General features: G+C 41.5%; 17 protein-coding genes and 4 tRNA genes. 7 read left to right on the top strand and 14 right to left on the bottom strand.

What is annotated here, in order from left to right:
- Positions 1–334 precede the first annotated feature (334 nt).
- Complete coding sequence (locus tag BXP28_RS07805; RefSeq protein ID WP_036654757.1) at positions 335–883, bottom strand: hypothetical protein; 549 nt, start codon at positions 881–883, stop codon at positions 335–337.
- A gap of 336 nt (positions 884–1,219) precedes the next feature.
- Positions 1,220–1,720, bottom strand: a complete 501-nt coding sequence (locus tag BXP28_RS07810; RefSeq protein ID WP_036654758.1) for a hypothetical protein — start codon at positions 1,718–1,720, stop codon at positions 1,220–1,222.
- A gap of 593 nt (positions 1,721–2,313) precedes the next feature.
- On the opposite strand from BXP28_RS07810, the gene BXP28_RS07815 reads away from it, so the two are divergent.
- The 5 genes from BXP28_RS07815 to BXP28_RS24135 all read left to right on the top strand — a co-directional run bounded on the left by BXP28_RS07815 (position 2,314) and on the right by BXP28_RS24135 (position 5,996).
- Positions 2,314–3,359, top strand: a protein-coding gene (locus BXP28_RS07815; protein WP_096761125.1) for an IS630 family transposase whose coding sequence is annotated in 2 segments (ribosomal slippage) — positions 2,314–2,817 and positions 2,820–3,359 — 1,044 coding nt in all. Because the reading frame shifts where the segments join, the coding sequence is not laid out codon by codon here.
- A gap of 532 nt (positions 3,360–3,891) precedes the next feature.
- Entirely contained in the window at positions 3,892–4,302 is a 411-nt protein-coding gene (locus tag BXP28_RS07820) for a helix-turn-helix domain-containing protein (protein ID WP_024094469.1), read from the top strand.
- A 31-nt stretch (positions 4,303–4,333) separates the two neighbouring features.
- Positions 4,334–4,750, top strand: coding sequence for an ImmA/IrrE family metallo-endopeptidase (locus BXP28_RS07825; protein WP_024094470.1), 417 nt, complete (start codon positions 4,334–4,336; stop codon positions 4,748–4,750).
- 125 nt (positions 4,751–4,875) lie between these two features.
- The gene (locus tag BXP28_RS24130; RefSeq protein ID WP_023485554.1) at positions 4,876–5,310 is read left to right on the top strand and encodes an Arm DNA-binding domain-containing protein; all 435 of its coding nucleotides are present in this window, start codon (positions 4,876–4,878) and stop codon (positions 5,308–5,310) included.
- On the top strand, positions 5,307–5,996 hold the full coding sequence (locus tag BXP28_RS24135; protein ID WP_226989738.1) for a site-specific integrase: 690 nt from the start codon (positions 5,307–5,309) through the stop codon (positions 5,994–5,996). Before BXP28_RS24130 ends, BXP28_RS24135 begins: the two co-directional genes overlap by 4 nt.
- An 88-nt stretch (positions 5,997–6,084) precedes the next feature.
- On the opposite strand, the gene BXP28_RS07835 is transcribed toward BXP28_RS24135, so the two are convergent.
- The 8 genes from BXP28_RS07835 to BXP28_RS07865 all read right to left on the bottom strand — a co-directional run bounded on the left by BXP28_RS07835 (position 6,085) and on the right by BXP28_RS07865 (position 8,962).
- Positions 6,085–6,157, bottom strand: a tRNA-Val gene (locus BXP28_RS07835).
- A 103-nt stretch (positions 6,158–6,260) separates the two neighbouring features.
- Positions 6,261–6,788 (bottom strand): hypothetical protein, encoded by a 528-nt coding sequence (locus BXP28_RS07840; RefSeq protein ID WP_023485556.1) that lies wholly within the window; start codon positions 6,786–6,788, stop codon positions 6,261–6,263.
- Positions 6,789–6,907: 119 nt separating this feature from the next.
- Entirely contained in the window at positions 6,908–7,864 is a 957-nt protein-coding gene (locus BXP28_RS07845; protein ID WP_024094473.1) for an alpha/beta hydrolase family protein, read from the bottom strand.
- A gap of 323 nt (positions 7,865–8,187) precedes the next feature.
- Positions 8,188–8,273: transfer RNA gene (locus BXP28_RS07850), tRNA-Leu, on the bottom strand.
- 9 nt (positions 8,274–8,282) lie between these two features.
- A tRNA-Ile gene (locus BXP28_RS07855) sits at positions 8,283–8,359 on the bottom strand.
- A 13-nt stretch (positions 8,360–8,372) separates the two neighbouring features.
- Positions 8,373–8,446, bottom strand: a tRNA-Met gene (locus tag BXP28_RS07860).
- Between the two features lie 75 nt (positions 8,447–8,521).
- Positions 8,522–8,686, bottom strand: coding sequence for a hypothetical protein (locus BXP28_RS23235; protein ID WP_024094474.1), 165 nt, complete (start codon positions 8,684–8,686; stop codon positions 8,522–8,524).
- Between the two features lie 102 nt (positions 8,687–8,788).
- Complete coding sequence (locus BXP28_RS07865) at positions 8,789–8,962, bottom strand: hypothetical protein (RefSeq protein WP_024094475.1); 174 nt, start codon at positions 8,960–8,962, stop codon at positions 8,789–8,791.
- Between the two features lie 243 nt (positions 8,963–9,205).
- Here BXP28_RS07865 and BXP28_RS07870 point away from each other — a divergent pair, with 243 nt between their 5' ends.
- Positions 9,206–9,718: a 2'-5' RNA ligase family protein gene (locus BXP28_RS07870; protein WP_023485559.1), complete on the top strand. Its 513-nt coding sequence runs from the start codon at positions 9,206–9,208 to the stop codon at positions 9,716–9,718.
- Positions 9,719–9,864: 146 nt separating this feature from the next.
- Here BXP28_RS07870 and BXP28_RS07875 read toward each other — a convergent pair whose 3' ends face one another.
- Together BXP28_RS07875 and BXP28_RS07880 are read right to left on the bottom strand one after the other, a co-directional pair.
- A complete protein-coding gene (locus BXP28_RS07875) occupies positions 9,865–10,764 on the bottom strand; it encodes a type 2 periplasmic-binding domain-containing protein (RefSeq protein WP_077585002.1) in 900 nt (299 codons plus the stop codon).
- Positions 10,761–11,342 carry an extracellular solute-binding protein gene (locus BXP28_RS07880; RefSeq protein WP_077585003.1) on the bottom strand — a complete coding sequence of 194 codons (582 nt, stop codon included), beginning with the start codon at positions 11,340–11,342 and terminating at the stop codon, positions 10,761–10,763. The genes BXP28_RS07875 and BXP28_RS07880 overlap by 4 nt, the downstream gene beginning before the upstream one ends.
- 368 nt (positions 11,343–11,710) lie before the next feature.
- On the opposite strand from BXP28_RS07880, the gene BXP28_RS07885 reads away from it, so the two are divergent.
- The gene (locus BXP28_RS07885) at positions 11,711–13,084 is read left to right on the top strand and encodes a dipeptidase (protein ID WP_023485561.1); all 1,374 of its coding nucleotides are present in this window, start codon (positions 11,711–11,713) and stop codon (positions 13,082–13,084) included.
- Between the two features lie 179 nt (positions 13,085–13,263).
- Here BXP28_RS07885 and pyrE read toward each other — a convergent pair whose 3' ends face one another.
- A complete protein-coding gene (pyrE, locus tag BXP28_RS07890) occupies positions 13,264–13,914 on the bottom strand; it encodes an orotate phosphoribosyltransferase (protein ID WP_023485562.1) in 651 nt (216 codons plus the stop codon).
- Positions 13,915–13,963: 49 nt separating this feature from the next.
- Positions 13,964–14,689, bottom strand: coding sequence for an orotidine-5'-phosphate decarboxylase (pyrF, locus tag BXP28_RS07895; protein WP_023485563.1), 726 nt, complete (start codon positions 14,687–14,689; stop codon positions 13,964–13,966).
- Between the last annotated feature and the right edge of the window lie 47 nt (positions 14,690–14,736).

The following is a 14,736-nucleotide window of genomic DNA, read 5'->3' on the forward strand; positions in this document are numbered from 1 at the left end:
AAAGAGCGCCTAGGAAAATCATCCTGAGTGCTCTTTCTATTGCGTGCTTCAAGTTTGGTTCCTTACTAACCAAGATAAATCATATACAAAAGTACAATGCAAAAATTAAACGGAAATGTTGCAAGGAACCAAACTGCTTTTTGTTCCCGCGTGTGTCTTTTGTTTAACAAGGTTTCCATGTAAACATTAAGAGCAGTAATGAATAAAACAACTGAAACATAAATAGGAATACTTCTGCTAAAATTTGATGTTATTGGGGAAGACAAAATGATCAACGGTACTAATTGCAAGATAGTTAATTCGTATTTTTTAAAAATCTTCATTTGCAACCACTTTATTTTGGACAAGCTAAACTACCCAGATAGTATGCAGCTCCAATGCCCGCTGAGACTCCTAAACCAAGAGGACTAGGTACCTTTAATAAAACTCCAAATACTCCATTTGCAAATGAATGTGCCCAACCTATTCCTCCTAATACGTCAGAACACCCAAGTGTCCTTACGCCTGCAGCACGTTCCGCTTTTATAATCTCATTTTCAACTTCTTGTAATGCTTTAAGTAATTGCTCTTTTTTATCCTGTCCTTGCAATCCGAGTAACATGGTATTGAAATTATCTACTTGTGATTGAATATCTTGTACAGAAAGTTCTAAATTGTTTGCTTCTAAAGCTTGCTTAAGTTTTTGCTTGTCTTTTATCTTCAATAAATCTCCGGTTCTTTCCAAGTTATCTTTTACCACCAGAGCAACCAACTCTGTTTGTGAATCACTCTTTTCAGCTGCTGCAACAGGTTTTAAGCCTATACTCACAAAAGAGGTCAAGGCCATGAGAAATGCCATAGATAGAATAACGCTCTTTCTTTTTCCCCAATTTAACAAATACATGTTTACCATCTCCTCAATATAAGATAACGCGAAGGACCGCTTCTATATATTACTATTTAAGGTTATTTAAGTCAATTTAATTTTTTCTAGTTATTTTACAAGCACCTCATTATTGCCTTCTTGTTTGAATGTCTTTTAATTCTTGTCAGCAGGGATAAAGTATGTTACCATTCTATTGATGTGTGCAAATGAACATTTTTCCAATTCGCAGAAAAGAAGATCACGATGGCTAATTAATGTCTTCGTGATCTTCTTTTTTATGGGTGTAGGAAGTTTAGAGTATGTTATTTTTGTGCATTACCTTAGAAAAAGAGTATTGCTGATTAAATTGATGCTTTAATCAATTTGTTCAACTACAAAACCTTGTAAAGAAACCTCTGGGATACCCCTTAAAGCGAAGGCAACTGTGGATTCTTTAGCTGTAAAAACATGAGTGATGTTATTTCCTTGATTATTTTTATCTTCCCATTCATTTAAATAGTCTAGTCCCATTGCAGCAACCAACACATTACCTTCAACATTCTTTAACGTTATTTTATATTTTTTCCCAGCTTCAACTTTTACATAATCAGTATAAACCTCAGTAAGCAGCTCATAGTTCGGGTATTTAAGTGTCAAGGTTCCATTATTTATGATGGATGTTTCTGGAATAAGCCGATTAAAAATACTACTTTCCCAACTTGTAAAATTATCTTCTACGACTATCTTTGAAGTATAGTGGTTACTTTCAACCGGGATTTTCTCCGTTTGATTTAACGGGTTTGCATGAATCGCCCCTGCTGCACTACTACCAGCTAACATTCCCACCAGCGCCATTGATGCTATTATCTTTTTCATAGAACAACCTCCAATATTTATTAGGAGAAAATTTAATTATCTCCCTTTAATTCCATATTGTAGTATATATTCCTTTTAAATGAAAGTGTTTTTTAGTCTATTAATTTTTAATAGGTAATTCTGAGCACTTAATGCTTTTTTTAAATTTATTTGCTTAGTTGTGACACTGTACACCTTTCATTAATTATAATGTGTGTTAAAATCATCTTCGAACAAGCCGTCTATTCTTCGACGCTTTTCGCATCTCTTTCCCGACGCTTATAAGCACCTCTTAGGCGGGAGACACAATTCTAGAGGGAACAACTGATGGCAAACTAAAAATCAGACATGAGAAAGCCTGAATTCATTTATCCGTTCTAGAGAATATAGTGAATCTACTACCATTTGAAGTTAAAGGGTTAAGCAGGAGCCATAATAGAAACAGACCCGCAGACTTATGCTTGCGAGTTTAATGTGCAAATACTTTTTTTGGATAATATTGCATATATCGAAAGTCGTGCTATATAAGTTGAATCAATATTCTTAGCAAACCTTGGCAAGGAAAAAGGAACCATTTGTCGAATAAGAAACAGATCAAGAATAGACAAGTGGGGATGACAATGGATAAACATACCGAACTGGCAAAAGTAACGGCAGCCATGCAACAAACCAAAGAGCGCCGAATGTATGAACGCTACCAAGCGATCTATTTGCATTTGAAAGGCACATCCATGAAGGCGATCGCTGACATTTTGAATCGAAACCGAATGACGGTGAGCAGTTACATTCATACGTACGAGAACGGTGGACTGGGAGCCTTGCAAATCAAGCATTCCTCAGGTGCTCCTACTCGGTTGACGAAGCAGCAGCAGGATCGCTTGAAACAAACCGTCGCCTATTCGGTTCCCCATGAGGTCGGCTTTACGGCAAAGCACAACTGGACGCTTGAACTGATTGCCACGTACGTGGAACGCGACTGGGGCCATTGCTATTCGCTCCGAGGCATTTCCAAGGTCATGGAGCGGCTAGGGCTCAGCTATACGAAACCGACCTACACGCTCGCAGCAGCAGATCCCAAGAAACAACGCCATTTCACCGAAACGACCTTTCCTGAACTGAAAAAAAGCTACTGAACGAGGAGATTGATCACTTGCTGTTCGAGGATGAGTCGATGATCCGGGACTACCAGGCGATTCAGAAGACCTGGTTCCTTCGCGGGAAGCAACGCATCATTCCAACCACGGGCAAGCATCGTGGGGTCAAACTGCTGGCCACGGTTGACTATGAAACGGGACACATCGTTTGGCAAGAAGATGAACAGTACACCGCTGAAACGTTTCTTTCCTTTCTTCAAAAGGTCATGGCGACTTATCCAACAGGGAAACTGGCTCTGGTTTTGGACAATGCCCGGATTCATCATGCAAAGCTGCTTCGGCCGTTTCTGGAAGCGCAAAAAAATCGGCTTGAGCTTGTGTACTTGCCTCCATACAGCCCTCAGTTAAATATCGTAGAAGGACTCTGGAAATGGCTCAAGTCCAGTGTGATCAATAACGTATTCTATTCGGCCGTTTCCGAAATCCGTCTGCGTGTCGGGCAATTTATGGATGAAATCATGAAGCATCCTCATGCCATTATTGACCGGCTGTGCGTGCGACTTTGATTGCTATTTTCTTTCGTTCAACTTATATAGAATAGAAGTAACAATCAGTTGTAGGCGTCTATCATTTTCTTTCTATTCTTAAAAGGTTAGAAAGGAGGTGAACGCGTGGGCGATTTTTTTAAGCTCTTTATTGAATGGGTTTTCAAAACCATTGTAGTGGAGTTTATACAAAAATAGCGGTAACAAAAACAGTCGCTTTAATCCCGGCCAAGGATATTTTAAAGCGACTGTTTCTAAAAAATGAATTTGACTATCAAAAGGCAACTGATTGTATCAAAGAAAAAGCGTGAGGCAACACGTTTTGTCTTTTTGCTATAGAATATAGATAGTATAAACACTTTGTGCGCACAATATGCGCAGGCTTTATATACATAGTATATCCGTAAAAAGTAAAAGAGTAAACGGACATGACTGTCAATAATTCCTCTGGAGTCATTTCACAAAGGCGGTCAACAGCTCTTGGATAGCTTTGTGATCGGATAATTTAATTATCCGTCAAGGGGGTAATGGATAATTTTTTGGAGGTTATTTTATGAGCTTTGGTAAAACGCTTATTCAACTTAGAGAATCAAAGGGTTTAAGTCAATATGAGGTGGCTGAAAAACTTGGCATAAAAAGAGCTCGGTACAATTCTTGGGAAAATGAAATAGCCAAACCGCGGCATGACATGCTTCATAAACTTGCAGAGTTTTATAATGTAAGTCCTGATTATCTGCTGGGTTATGAAAAAGAAAAAGAAGCGGTGCCATCCTGGGCAACTACAAAAGATAAACGCGACCTCAAGAAAATGTTAGAAGATCCGGATGTGCTTTATTATGATGGAATTGAATTTTCCCCTGAAGATCGAGCTAAGATGATCGGCATAGTTGAAGCGGTATTCTGGGAAGCAAAACAAATGAACAAAGAAGCATACAAAAATAGAAAAAAGAAAAAAACTGATTAACGCGGGTTCCTACAACTAGGAGGGCAGACGAGTGAGAATTCGAAAAAAAATCAATTATCTGTACCGCAAACATAAAACAAATTGTCCATTCGAATTAGCGAGCCTATTAAACGTCCATATCAGATATGTTGATCTTCCTGAAGGTGTCAAAGGATATTGTCTGAGGGTTTTACGAAGAAAATTCATACTCCTAGATTATAATCTGAAAGGTACACAGGAAGAGAAATTTATCTGCACTCATGAACTTGGCCACATTGTTCTTCACAAAGAAATAAGTCACTACTTTATTATAAGGCATACTTTCTTTGTGGCAAATAAGTATGAGCGGGAAGCTCATCATTTTGCGATCTACCTAATCCTTTCTAACTATGAGTTTGAAAATGGTGAAACTTTAAGTTCTGTTTTTCAGAAAAACGGAATCCCTGAAAAAATGAAAATTTACTACTAACATGTCTATACATAAATTTATTGGGATCATCATGTCTTTATATCGAACATATGTTCCCATTTCATAAAACTTCATGCTCTTCAAGCATGTTTATATAAATAATTAATTACGGAAGGAGAAAAAGAGTGAAAGGTTCAATTAAAAAACGTGGAACTAAATGGTCTTATATTGTTGATGTGGGTTTCGATGAAAATGGAAAGAGAAAACAGAAAACAAAATCAGGCTTCCGGACAAAAGCAGAAGCACAAGCTGCCTGTAATGAGTTAATTAATCAAATTAATAAAGGGCAATACGTTGAAGAAAAGAGAATGACATTAGAAGAGTATTTACTTTTGTGGCTAAAAGACTATGCTAAACCGAATATGCGTCAAACAAGTTACGATTTGAGAGAAGTTCTTATCACAAAGAGAATCATTCCGGCCCTAGGTAAATATGAAATCCAAAAAATAACACCGCATCAAATTTCGAAATTTTATGTAGAACTGAATGAAAAAGGCTTATCACAGGAGTATAACACAGTTTTCATTCACTTCTACGCTCTGCTTTTAAAAGAGCGGTGAAGTGGCAATTCATTTCTAAAAATGTAATGGAAAACGTTGACGCCCCAAAATTTGAGAGAAGGGATATTGTAACATGGAGTATGGATGAAGTAAGGAAATTTCTTGACAATGTACCCGCGGATCAGTATAGAATTGCATTCATTTTGGCCCTATATACAGGGATGAGACGGGGAGAAATCCTAGGATTACGTTGGAAGGATGTAGATTTAAAAACAGGAAAGGCAAGTATTAGACAAGCACTTACGAAGACTAAGATGGGTCTAATATTCCAGGAACCAAAAACAAAAAATGCCAAACGGCAAATAGCGCTCTCACAAGAAGTGATAAGCGCCCTCAAGAAACATAAACACTGGGTTAATAAAAATATGGTCCAACACGGTCCTGAATACCAAAATCATGATCTAGTATGTTGTCATGAGGACGGTAGACCAATAGCCCCAAGGACACTTCAAAACGTTTTTCATAAACGATGTGAAGCGCTGGAGCTACCTAATATCCGCTTTCATGACTTACGCCATACTCATGCCACAATTATGTTACAACTTGGGCAGCACCCCAAAGTTGTTTCTGAACGACTCGGTCATGGTCGAGTAGGAATCACAATGGATATCTACTCATACGTACTTCCTGATATGCAAAAAGATGCTGCGGATATTTTTGAATCTGCCCTTAAAAAAGGACTTTAGCTGACTAAAGGTGAGCAATTTGTGAGCAATGGGCTTTTGCAGAAGACCATTGTTCTAAAAAACCCTTATAGAATAAGGGTTTAAACAATGACCTGAGCGGGGATCGAACCCACGACCTCTACCCTGTCAAGATAGCGCTCTCCCGGCTGAGCTATCAGGTCAAATTATTAGAGACAATTTGTATCTTATCAAGAAATAGCCTGTTTGTCAACGATTCATTTTTATAAAAAGGCTTTCCACTTTGGAAAGCCTTCAGCATCATGCCTATTTCTTCTCCACATTCATAACTATGAAGGTATCACCCTTCTTTTTCATTACATAGGTCAGGTTATCCTTTGTAGTGAAGGTTACTTCATCGGCATTGGATTTATCATCAAACTTGATGTCTTCTTTCTTGTTTTCGATGATCGAAGGTTGGAAAAACTTATCTGTTTTTACCACAATCGCTTCGCCTTGTTTTTGGTCAGTCAGATAATGATCCACAATTTGATTTGCAAGTGCGGTATCATAGTATTTGCCGAGGAAATCCACCGCTCTTTGCTTATCTCCATAAGCCGGGTTCAATACTGGATTGTTATCCACTTTTTTCTCATGGAACAAAGTATTGACTTTCTCTTCCGCCAAGCGGGCATCCAAATACGCTTTATTGTTTACTTTTCCCTGATTATCTTTGGCTGCCGCCTGAGTAGATTGAGGACTGCTTGTTGCAGACGAGTCGTTAGCTTTGGAACAAGCTGCACCCGTCACTAATAAAGCTGCGATCATAACTCCTGCCGTCGCTTTCTTTAACATAGTGCCTCTCCTTTTGTTTACTTAATCATGATACAATTTTCGTTAACATAACAGACACTAATATATAAGATATTGTAAAAATTAGCAAACCAATATTTGGTTATTTCGCTGGATACCAGTTAACCGGTATCGGTTTTAGATTCAGATTTTGCTTGTATCTTCCAATCTTCCAGCTTCTTCCGGATAAAAGCCAAGGTTTCGTCAATGGCCTTTTCCAGAGGCTTAGTCGTCCCTTTAAAAGGGTGGACCGTATTAAAAGTATGATTCCCCTCTTCGATTTGGACCCAGTTAACCGCCCGATTTAATTTAACCAAACGTTCGGAGCCTTCCCGCAAATGCAGTGCATCTTTCGTCCCTTGTATTAATAGCAAAGGTACTTGAATGTCTCGAATTCTGGAGTAGATATCAAATCGCTCCTTGTTTCTTTCCATATCATGGAGAATCTCTACATCCAGCGGCAGTTCCTGACGGGTTCTTGCATTTTGTACAGATGAACGCCCTTTAGTCCTCATCTCCTCTTTGATCTTGGGGCTAAATAGATCCACATTCGTAATTCCGTTCCAACTGATCACCCCTGCGATCTCCGTACCATGATCCAGTGCATAAATAATACTGACTCCGCCTCCTCTGCTGTGTCCCAAAAGAAATAGAGGAAGGCTTGAAGAACCCGCAACGGGAGCATGAAGGCCTGATTCACAGGAATGGAATACAACAGGCTCGCCTCTCCCTGCGGATTGCTGATCCAGCAGTGTATTTTTTACATCCTCGTGATTGGAAAATAATGTTACTACCGAGTTGATATCTTCAAGTTCACGGGTGTATGTATTATGCGCGAACTTCTCAAGTTCTGTAAATTCCGTCAAGTTCTCTCCCACACCATTGTAGGAAAAATTGAAAGTAACCACATCGACTTCCTGTGCGATCTTCCTTGCGGCATAAGGAAACATGCCCCAATCTTTAAACCCTTTGAAACCATGGCAAATGATTAGAATACCTCGGGTTAAATTAGCAGATGGAAAAAAATCTCCGCGAATTATCCGTTCTTCCTCAAGCAGAATTTGAAATGAAATAGACATGTTTAATCCCTCCCGGCCTTTTTTGCCCAAAACCATATATTCCCATTCTAACACAGTAAATAGAGCTATTATGTGAAGATTCCCAAAAATACCTGTCTATATGTTATGACCATAGGCCGGAACTGTGATGATTTTTATTGCTTATATCTCCTGTGCCGTATGTCCCATTTTCATACACCCATGCCCCGGACTTACAAACAAATGTTCCTGTTTTATTATATCAAATACTTCGCTTGCCAACAATCTCCTAGAAAGATTCTAGCAAAAAAGGTTTGCTATTACTTTTCAAATGAAAAATAATAACAAACCTTTTTTTAGATAACTGCCGAGGACGGGACTTGAACCCGTACGATGGTCACCCATCCCAGGATTTTAAGTCCTGTGCGTCTGCCAATTCCGCCACCCCGGCTTGTTTTAGTGGTGGGCCCTGAGGGACTCGAACCCCCGACCAATCGGTTATGAGCCGACTGCTCTAACCAACTGAGCTAAGGGCCCCTATGTACATGAATTGCGGGGACAGGATTTGAACCTGCGACCTTCGGGTTATGAGCCCGACGAGCTACCGAACTGCTCCACCCCGCGTTATTATTAAGTTGCTGTATTCGCAGCGACAAAAATAACTATACATCATGTACATAGGTTAAGTCAATACCTAAATCACAGGAAATATCTTACACCGAATCTTCCTCTGCGTGAACGGAACACTTCAATTTCTCTCGGACATGTATACCCGTATATCCACCAGTCTTCTTCCATACGTTTAGCCAGACACCCAGCCTGGAATTTAGTATTGTATAATTTCGCACAATAAATCCAATTCATGTTGGGCTCACTCCATGAACTCAGCATTTTCTTACATAATTAGTATATCCATAAATCCGCCCTATTAAGGCTCATCTTCCATGGAATTGTCCTCCATGTCTCTCATGATAGGCGTTTTTGCTCAGCGAGGCGGTCTAATTCTATTCCTACCAGCAAGGCGTGCTGAAGTTCCCGCTTTTCCAAAACCGCATTGACGGAACTTAAACAGGCTTCCATCGAAATATCAGGATAAAAGGGAGACTGCATAGCGTATACAATTTCAGCGATTTGCTCCAACTCCACTCCTCTTTGCTGCAATAAAGCCTAAAACAGCTTTCTGTATTTCTACACCGTGAACCCGTCTTTTCATGCCAATCACTCCCCTTGTGATCCTTACGCCGCAGCTCTGGTGTTAGCAGTATATGAACAAGCTGAGGGTTTGGTTTCGGGCAGCAAGAAAAAAGCGGTTCTTGTGACTTGCCCCTGAAAAAAGATATAATACAGACAAAAGGAATAATCTATAAGGGAGGGATCTTTTGTATGCAGTTTGGAATCGCCATTCATCCATCCAAAGAAGTCCGTGATTTTGTAAACAGCTATCGAAAGCGCTTTGATCCATACTACAGTGTTATTGCGCCTCATCTAACCATTCGTGAGAAAGAGGACTGGAGTTCGGACAAACTGGAGCAGGCCTCCCTGCATTTAGAAGAAGTAACAAAAAACTGGGCACCTTTCTCTATTCACTTCAATCGTTTTTCTTCCTTTTACCCGGTAAACAACGTGATCTACTTAGCCTTATCCGATCCGAAACCGGTAACCGATTTACACATGGCCATTAACTCGGGAGTACTTGGGGAACAACAGCGGCCTTACGTTTACAACCCTCATATCACCATTGGACAGAAAATGGATAGTGATGAATTGCATGACGTACTGGCAAGTTTGCGCAAGAAACCGGTTGATTATACTTCCCCTGTGGATGAAATTCATCTGTTTGTCCGTGAAGGAGAGGCCTCATGGAACATTCATCAAACCTTTATACTTAGAGGTTAAACGGATCAACAGAAAACGATCACCATCTTAAGAGAAGGTGATCGTTTTCTGTTAAAATAGAAGGAACCCGGCCTATTTTTATAGGTGTATGTCAGCCAGTTGAAATAATCAAATGTAAATTCAAACAAATAAGTCAACAGTTTCTTTTACTTTACTTCGTTAGCTTCATGCACAGCTTTCGGATCGTTTTTCAGTTTTTGCAGAAAGGCATTGCCGGAAGCCTGCCATTCCTTCAGGGCCTCCCTTGTCCCAATGTTGCCTTGAAGAACTTCCAGAAATTGTTTTCGTCCCATTCCCTGAACCATATTAATGTTAGGTTTTTCCTGTTGCAGTTTATAATCTGAAGGTGGTACCGGAACTCCTTGAATAAATGCATCTATGTTATAATTCAGCCCGTCTTTGGGTTTATTATATTTCTTTTGGGCCATTAAGTTATAGCTGTTTTTGGATCTCAACCTAGCCCATTCTTCTCCGTTGACAAACTCCAGATATTGAAGCGCGAGTTTTTGTTTAGAACTTCTGTTATTTATTCCCATAACGCCGTTTAAATTCAAGTTGGGCGTCCATTTAGATGTACCCGGATGAACAGGCAGAGAAACCACATCCCATTCAATCGGTGATACAGATTTTGCTTTATTTCCGGTTGTTTTTTGATTATTGGACTGCTGGCCGATAACTTGCTTATTTGCCTGGGCAATCTGGTTGATTTGGCTGTAGGTGACTATTCCCATAGCTAACTTACCGGAAATAAAATCATAAAACGCCATATTTTTTTGATCTTGCGTCATATTTAAAGGATTTGGCAAAACTCCTGCTTTATTTAATTCCAGAATGGTGTTCCACGATTTTTCCCATTCATCCGTATCTACTGTCATCTTCGTTCCTTGCTCATCATACATTCTCATTTGCAGCGGAGCTGTATATAAAAGCATACCGCTGAACAAGTCAGTTTGCGACTGTGTGCTGAAGAAAAAGCCATACTTTTTGTCCTCCCCTTCTCCTGTTGTTACCTTTTTTGCAAGCTCAAAAGTCTCTTCCCAGTTCATATTATTTTTGGGATAAGGTATACCAGCTTCATCGAATATTTTTTATTATATATCAGGGCGCTTGAAGAAAAAGTAGGCGCTAGGGCAAACAAGCTTCCATTACCAACTTGTCTTATCCCCTTAACTACCGGGTCAGCCAGCCCTGAGAGGCTGAACTTATCTTTTTTCAACTTGGCATCAAGCTCCAAAAGACGGTTTTCCTTAATTAATTCAGGGAGCTGGTCGTAATTGACCATCACCACATCGGGAGGATGATCCCCTTGCATGAGCTCTTTTAATTTCAACAGGGAATCCTGACGGTTTTTTTCCAGTTCTGATTCAGCAGCAAGCTGCCCGCCGCTTCGTTCTTCTCCTATTGGGATCAGCTCAATCCGCGTATTCGGATGGGCATATTCAAAGAGTTCTGTATACTGCAGACGGAAAATTTCTGCATCGGCACCAAAACCAAGTGTAGTGGCTATACGCAGCGTCTGCTCATCCTCACTTGAAGAGTCCGACTTGAAACATCCGCTCAATACCGGGACCATCAGGGAGAAAGTCAGGGCAGCAGCCAAAATTTTATTTTTCCATTTCCTCATTCGTGTGTACCTCCAACGATTTAGGTGCTGATTTCCGCAAGATGTATATGCTTTTCTCTGTTTTAACACCTGTTTTTGTGCTGTTTTGGAATAGTCTCAAGTAATCAGTATACTATGAGGAAGTTAAATGATCCATAAGCGATATTATTGTTTTTTCTAGGAACAAACTCCTTTTTTCCTACTATATATTTATGAATGAGGTCCTATATTGCCCTTAAAAGTTTTGCCTAAATAGTTCGCTTACATTTGTAAAAAGTCCTGCAAGAAAGGTTCAGCCAATGTATACCATTTGTTCATGTGAAAATAGGACATGACCTTGATCCTGTGGTAAAATCTTAATTAAAACGAATAAAAGGAGAATTTCCATAATGAATGAACACCTTCACCAATATATGGTGCAGCATCAGGAGCGTCATCTGGAGGAACTTAAACAATTCCTTCGAATTCCGAGTATCAGTGCCGTTTCCCTGCATAAGCCTGATATTGAGGCCTGCGCACAATGGCTGGCCTCCTCACTTAAAACCGCGGGAATGGAACATGTACAAATAATGCCGACAGAGGGCCACCCGATTGTCTATGCGGACTGGCTGCATGCACCCGGACAACCAACGGTTTTGGTGTATGGACATTATGATGTGCAGCCGGCAGAGCCGCTGGAAGCCTGGCTTAATCCTCCATTTGAACCTGAAGTTCGCGGTGGCAAGCTGTATGCACGGGGGGCAACTGATGACAAGGGGCAGGTTTTTATTTATGTAAAAGCCGTGGAAGCTCTGATCAATATCTTGGGTCAATTGCCAATAAACGTAAAATTTTGTATTGAGGGCGAAGAGGAAGTGGCAAGCCCCTCCCTGGCTCCGTTCGTTCAGGCAAATAAAGAATTGCTGGCAGCCGACTTTATCATGGTTTCTGACAACGCCATGCTGGATAAAGGCAAGCCATCTCTGGAATACGCAATGAGAGGTTTGGCAGCGTTTGAGATCGAGGTGCGTGGAGCCAATACGGACCTGCACTCCGGCCTATATGGCGGCGGAGTTCCCAATGCGATTCATGCACTCACTGAACTTATGGCTTCCTTCCATACTCCTGATGGAAAAATCGCAGTAGAAGGCATGTACAAGGATGTATTGGAGCTTTCCGCAAAAGAGAAGGAGGCACTTTCCCGCCTTCCCCACAGTGATGAGCAAGTCAGGAAAGAACTGGACCTGGAAGCGCTAACCGGTGAACAGGGATTTACCTACATAGAGCGGACAACCGCCCGTCCTACTTTTGAAATCACCTCCATTACAGGGGGCTTTCAGGGAGAAGGCATTAAGCCTATTATTCCGGCTGAAGCTAAAGCTAAAGTAGCTTGCCGCCTCGTACCCGATCAGAACCCCGAACAGGTCATGAATTGCATAGAAGAGCATATTCGGAAGAACCAACCCAAAGGCGTTAAAGTGAATATGATTCGGAAGCTCAAAGGAAACCCGTTCCTAAGTCCGATCGATCACCCGCTGATGGTAAAAGCTGCTGAAGCCCTGGAAGAAGTATTCGGTGAAAAAACTTCCTACACTCGCAGCGGAGGCTCTATCCCGATTGTTGATGTATTCAGCAAAACATTAAGTGCCCCGGTCGTTTTAATGGGATTTGGCCTCCCCGGAGAAAACCTGCATGCCCCTAATGAAAATTTCGATTTGGAAAACTTCCGCCTGGGTGCCGAATCCATCTTTACCTATTGGGAAAAAATCCGGAACGCGGAGTAAGACTGCTCGGTTTCATTTTTGGGCACAATGTTCCCAGTATCAAGCTTTTTAAACGGTTCGGATTTGAAGAATTCATAATGGGACGCAGGGTCACAGAGTAAGAATATAATGTACCAAGAGAAAAGGCTTCGCCTCCTTATGGATGGCCAAGCCTTTTCTCTTGGTCGGGGTTATCGATCTCAGGCTTGCCTTATGCCATAAGAAGACGGATTCTTCCGCCAAGCCTGTAATTGTTCCAGGTCCTGTTCCTGAATATATCCTTTTTTAACCGCCACATCAAGCAGGATGGTGTAATTGGTTAGTGTGTATAAAGGAAGATTTGCTTGTGCAAAAGCTTGAACAGCCCTCTCCAGCTGATATGAAAAAATAGCCGTAACTCCAAGGGATTCTCCTCCGGAAGCTCGGATGGCTTCTCCAGCCTTAATACTGCTTCCGCCCGTTGAGATTAAATCCTCGATAACAACAACTTTCTGCCCCGGCTTAAGCATGCCTTCGATTTGATTTTCTTTCCCGTGGCCTTTCGCCTTATCCCGCACATAAATCATGGGAAGATTCAGCCGCTCCGATACCCAGGCCGCATGCGGAATGCCTGCCGTTGCTGTCCCGGCAATAGCCTCTACTTCCGGGAACTTTTCTGAAATGAGCGCAGTAAATCCATCCGCTATAGCTCCCCTGATCTCAGGATGGGACATAGTCAGCCTATTGTCGCAATAAATAGGGGACTGGATGCCTGAGGTCCAGGTGAATGGATTGTGCGGACGGAGCGTTACCGCTTCAATGTCTAATAAAGAAGTTGCAATATGTTCGGCGATTTTGTCTAAAGTTTTCATGTTTCAAATCACTCCTAATTCATTGTTCCCGCTCTCTGATGAAAGTAAATCAGTCCAAGAGGGAATCCAAGATGTTCTCCATTGCTGCTCTTGGCTCTGGTGCTGCTGTTATCGGCCTTCCGATAACCATATAATCCGTCCCGGCATGTATTGCCTCTTCCGGTGTCATGATACGCGTCTGGTCACCAATTGCAGTTCCCCTGGGGCGAATGCCTGGGGTTACGGTAAGAATCGAGGGGCCGAACGTTTCTTTGAGGTAGGCCACTTCCAGCGGTGAAGCCACAACACCATCTAACCCGGCTTTTCTTGCCAGCCCAGCATAATGAATTACCGCTTCCTCGACCGTTCCCTCAATTCCGATTTCCTTATTTAAAACTTCACGGCTGGTACTTGTTAACTGAGTGACCCCAATGAACCAAGGCCTCGTTTGACCGCTTCCCAGAGCCCGCTCCATTCCTTCCCTGGCCGCTTCCATCATAGCACGTCCGCCGCCGGCATGCACATTAAACATGTCAATTCCCAGCCGGGTAAGACTTTCCGCCGTACCTTTTACCGTATTTGGAATGTCATGAAGCTTTAGATCCAAAAATACTTTGTATCCCTGCTCTTTTAACTGTACCACAATACCGGGACCTTCTGCATAAAACAGCTGCATTCCTACTTTCATGTAGCAAGGAATTCCTTTAAGCTGCTGAATGAGCTGTTCCGCCTTTTCGGCCGTTGGATAATCCAAAGCGACCATTATCTTTTCAGCCAACTGTTCCCGTGAGCTCATAAGTTCTCCCCCTTATTATCTCTTAAAAAGGCACCGGGTTGGCGAAA

The organism is Paenibacillus larvae subsp. larvae, from assembly GCF_002003265.1.
Classification (GTDB): Bacteria; Bacillota; Bacilli; order Paenibacillales; family NBRC-103111; genus Paenibacillus_H; species Paenibacillus_H larvae.

What these genes read in the sequence shown, in the direction of transcription:
- BXP28_RS07845 (WP_024094473.1), bottom strand. Translation starts at nt 7,864, where the DNA reads ATGTCTATTTCATTTCAAATTCTGCTTGAGGAAGAACGGATAATTCGC.
- pyrE (WP_023485562.1), bottom strand. Translation starts at nt 13,914, where the DNA reads ATGAAAACTTTAGACAAAATCGCCGAACATATTGCAACTTCTTTATTA.
- BXP28_RS07885 (WP_023485561.1), top strand. Translation starts at nt 11,711, where the DNA reads ATGAATGAACACCTTCACCAATATATGGTGCAGCATCAGGAGCGTCAT.
- BXP28_RS07810 (WP_036654758.1), bottom strand. Translation starts at nt 1,720, where the DNA reads ATGAAAAAGATAATAGCATCAATGGCGCTGGTGGGAATGTTAGCTGGT.
- BXP28_RS07870 (WP_023485559.1), top strand. Translation starts at nt 9,206, where the DNA reads ATGCAGTTTGGAATCGCCATTCATCCATCCAAAGAAGTCCGTGATTTT.
- pyrF (WP_023485563.1), bottom strand. Translation starts at nt 14,689, where the DNA reads ATGAGCTCACGGGAACAGTTGGCTGAAAAGATAATGGTCGCTTTGGAT.
- BXP28_RS07875 (WP_077585002.1), bottom strand. Translation starts at nt 10,764, where the DNA reads ATGAACTGGGAAGAGACTTTTGAGCTTGCAAAAAAGGTAACAACAGGA.
- BXP28_RS07820 (WP_024094469.1), top strand. Translation starts at nt 3,892, where the DNA reads ATGAGCTTTGGTAAAACGCTTATTCAACTTAGAGAATCAAAGGGTTTA.
- BXP28_RS07805 (WP_036654757.1), bottom strand. Translation starts at nt 883, where the DNA reads ATGTATTTGTTAAATTGGGGAAAAAGAAAGAGCGTTATTCTATCTATG.
- BXP28_RS07880 (WP_077585003.1), bottom strand. Translation starts at nt 11,342, where the DNA reads ATGAGGAAATGGAAAAATAAAATTTTGGCTGCTGCCCTGACTTTCTCC.
- BXP28_RS23235 (WP_024094474.1), bottom strand. Translation starts at nt 8,686, where the DNA reads ATGAATTGGATTTATTGTGCGAAATTATACAATACTAAATTCCAGGCT.
- BXP28_RS07840 (WP_023485556.1), bottom strand. Translation starts at nt 6,788, where the DNA reads ATGTTAAAGAAAGCGACGGCAGGAGTTATGATCGCAGCTTTATTAGTG.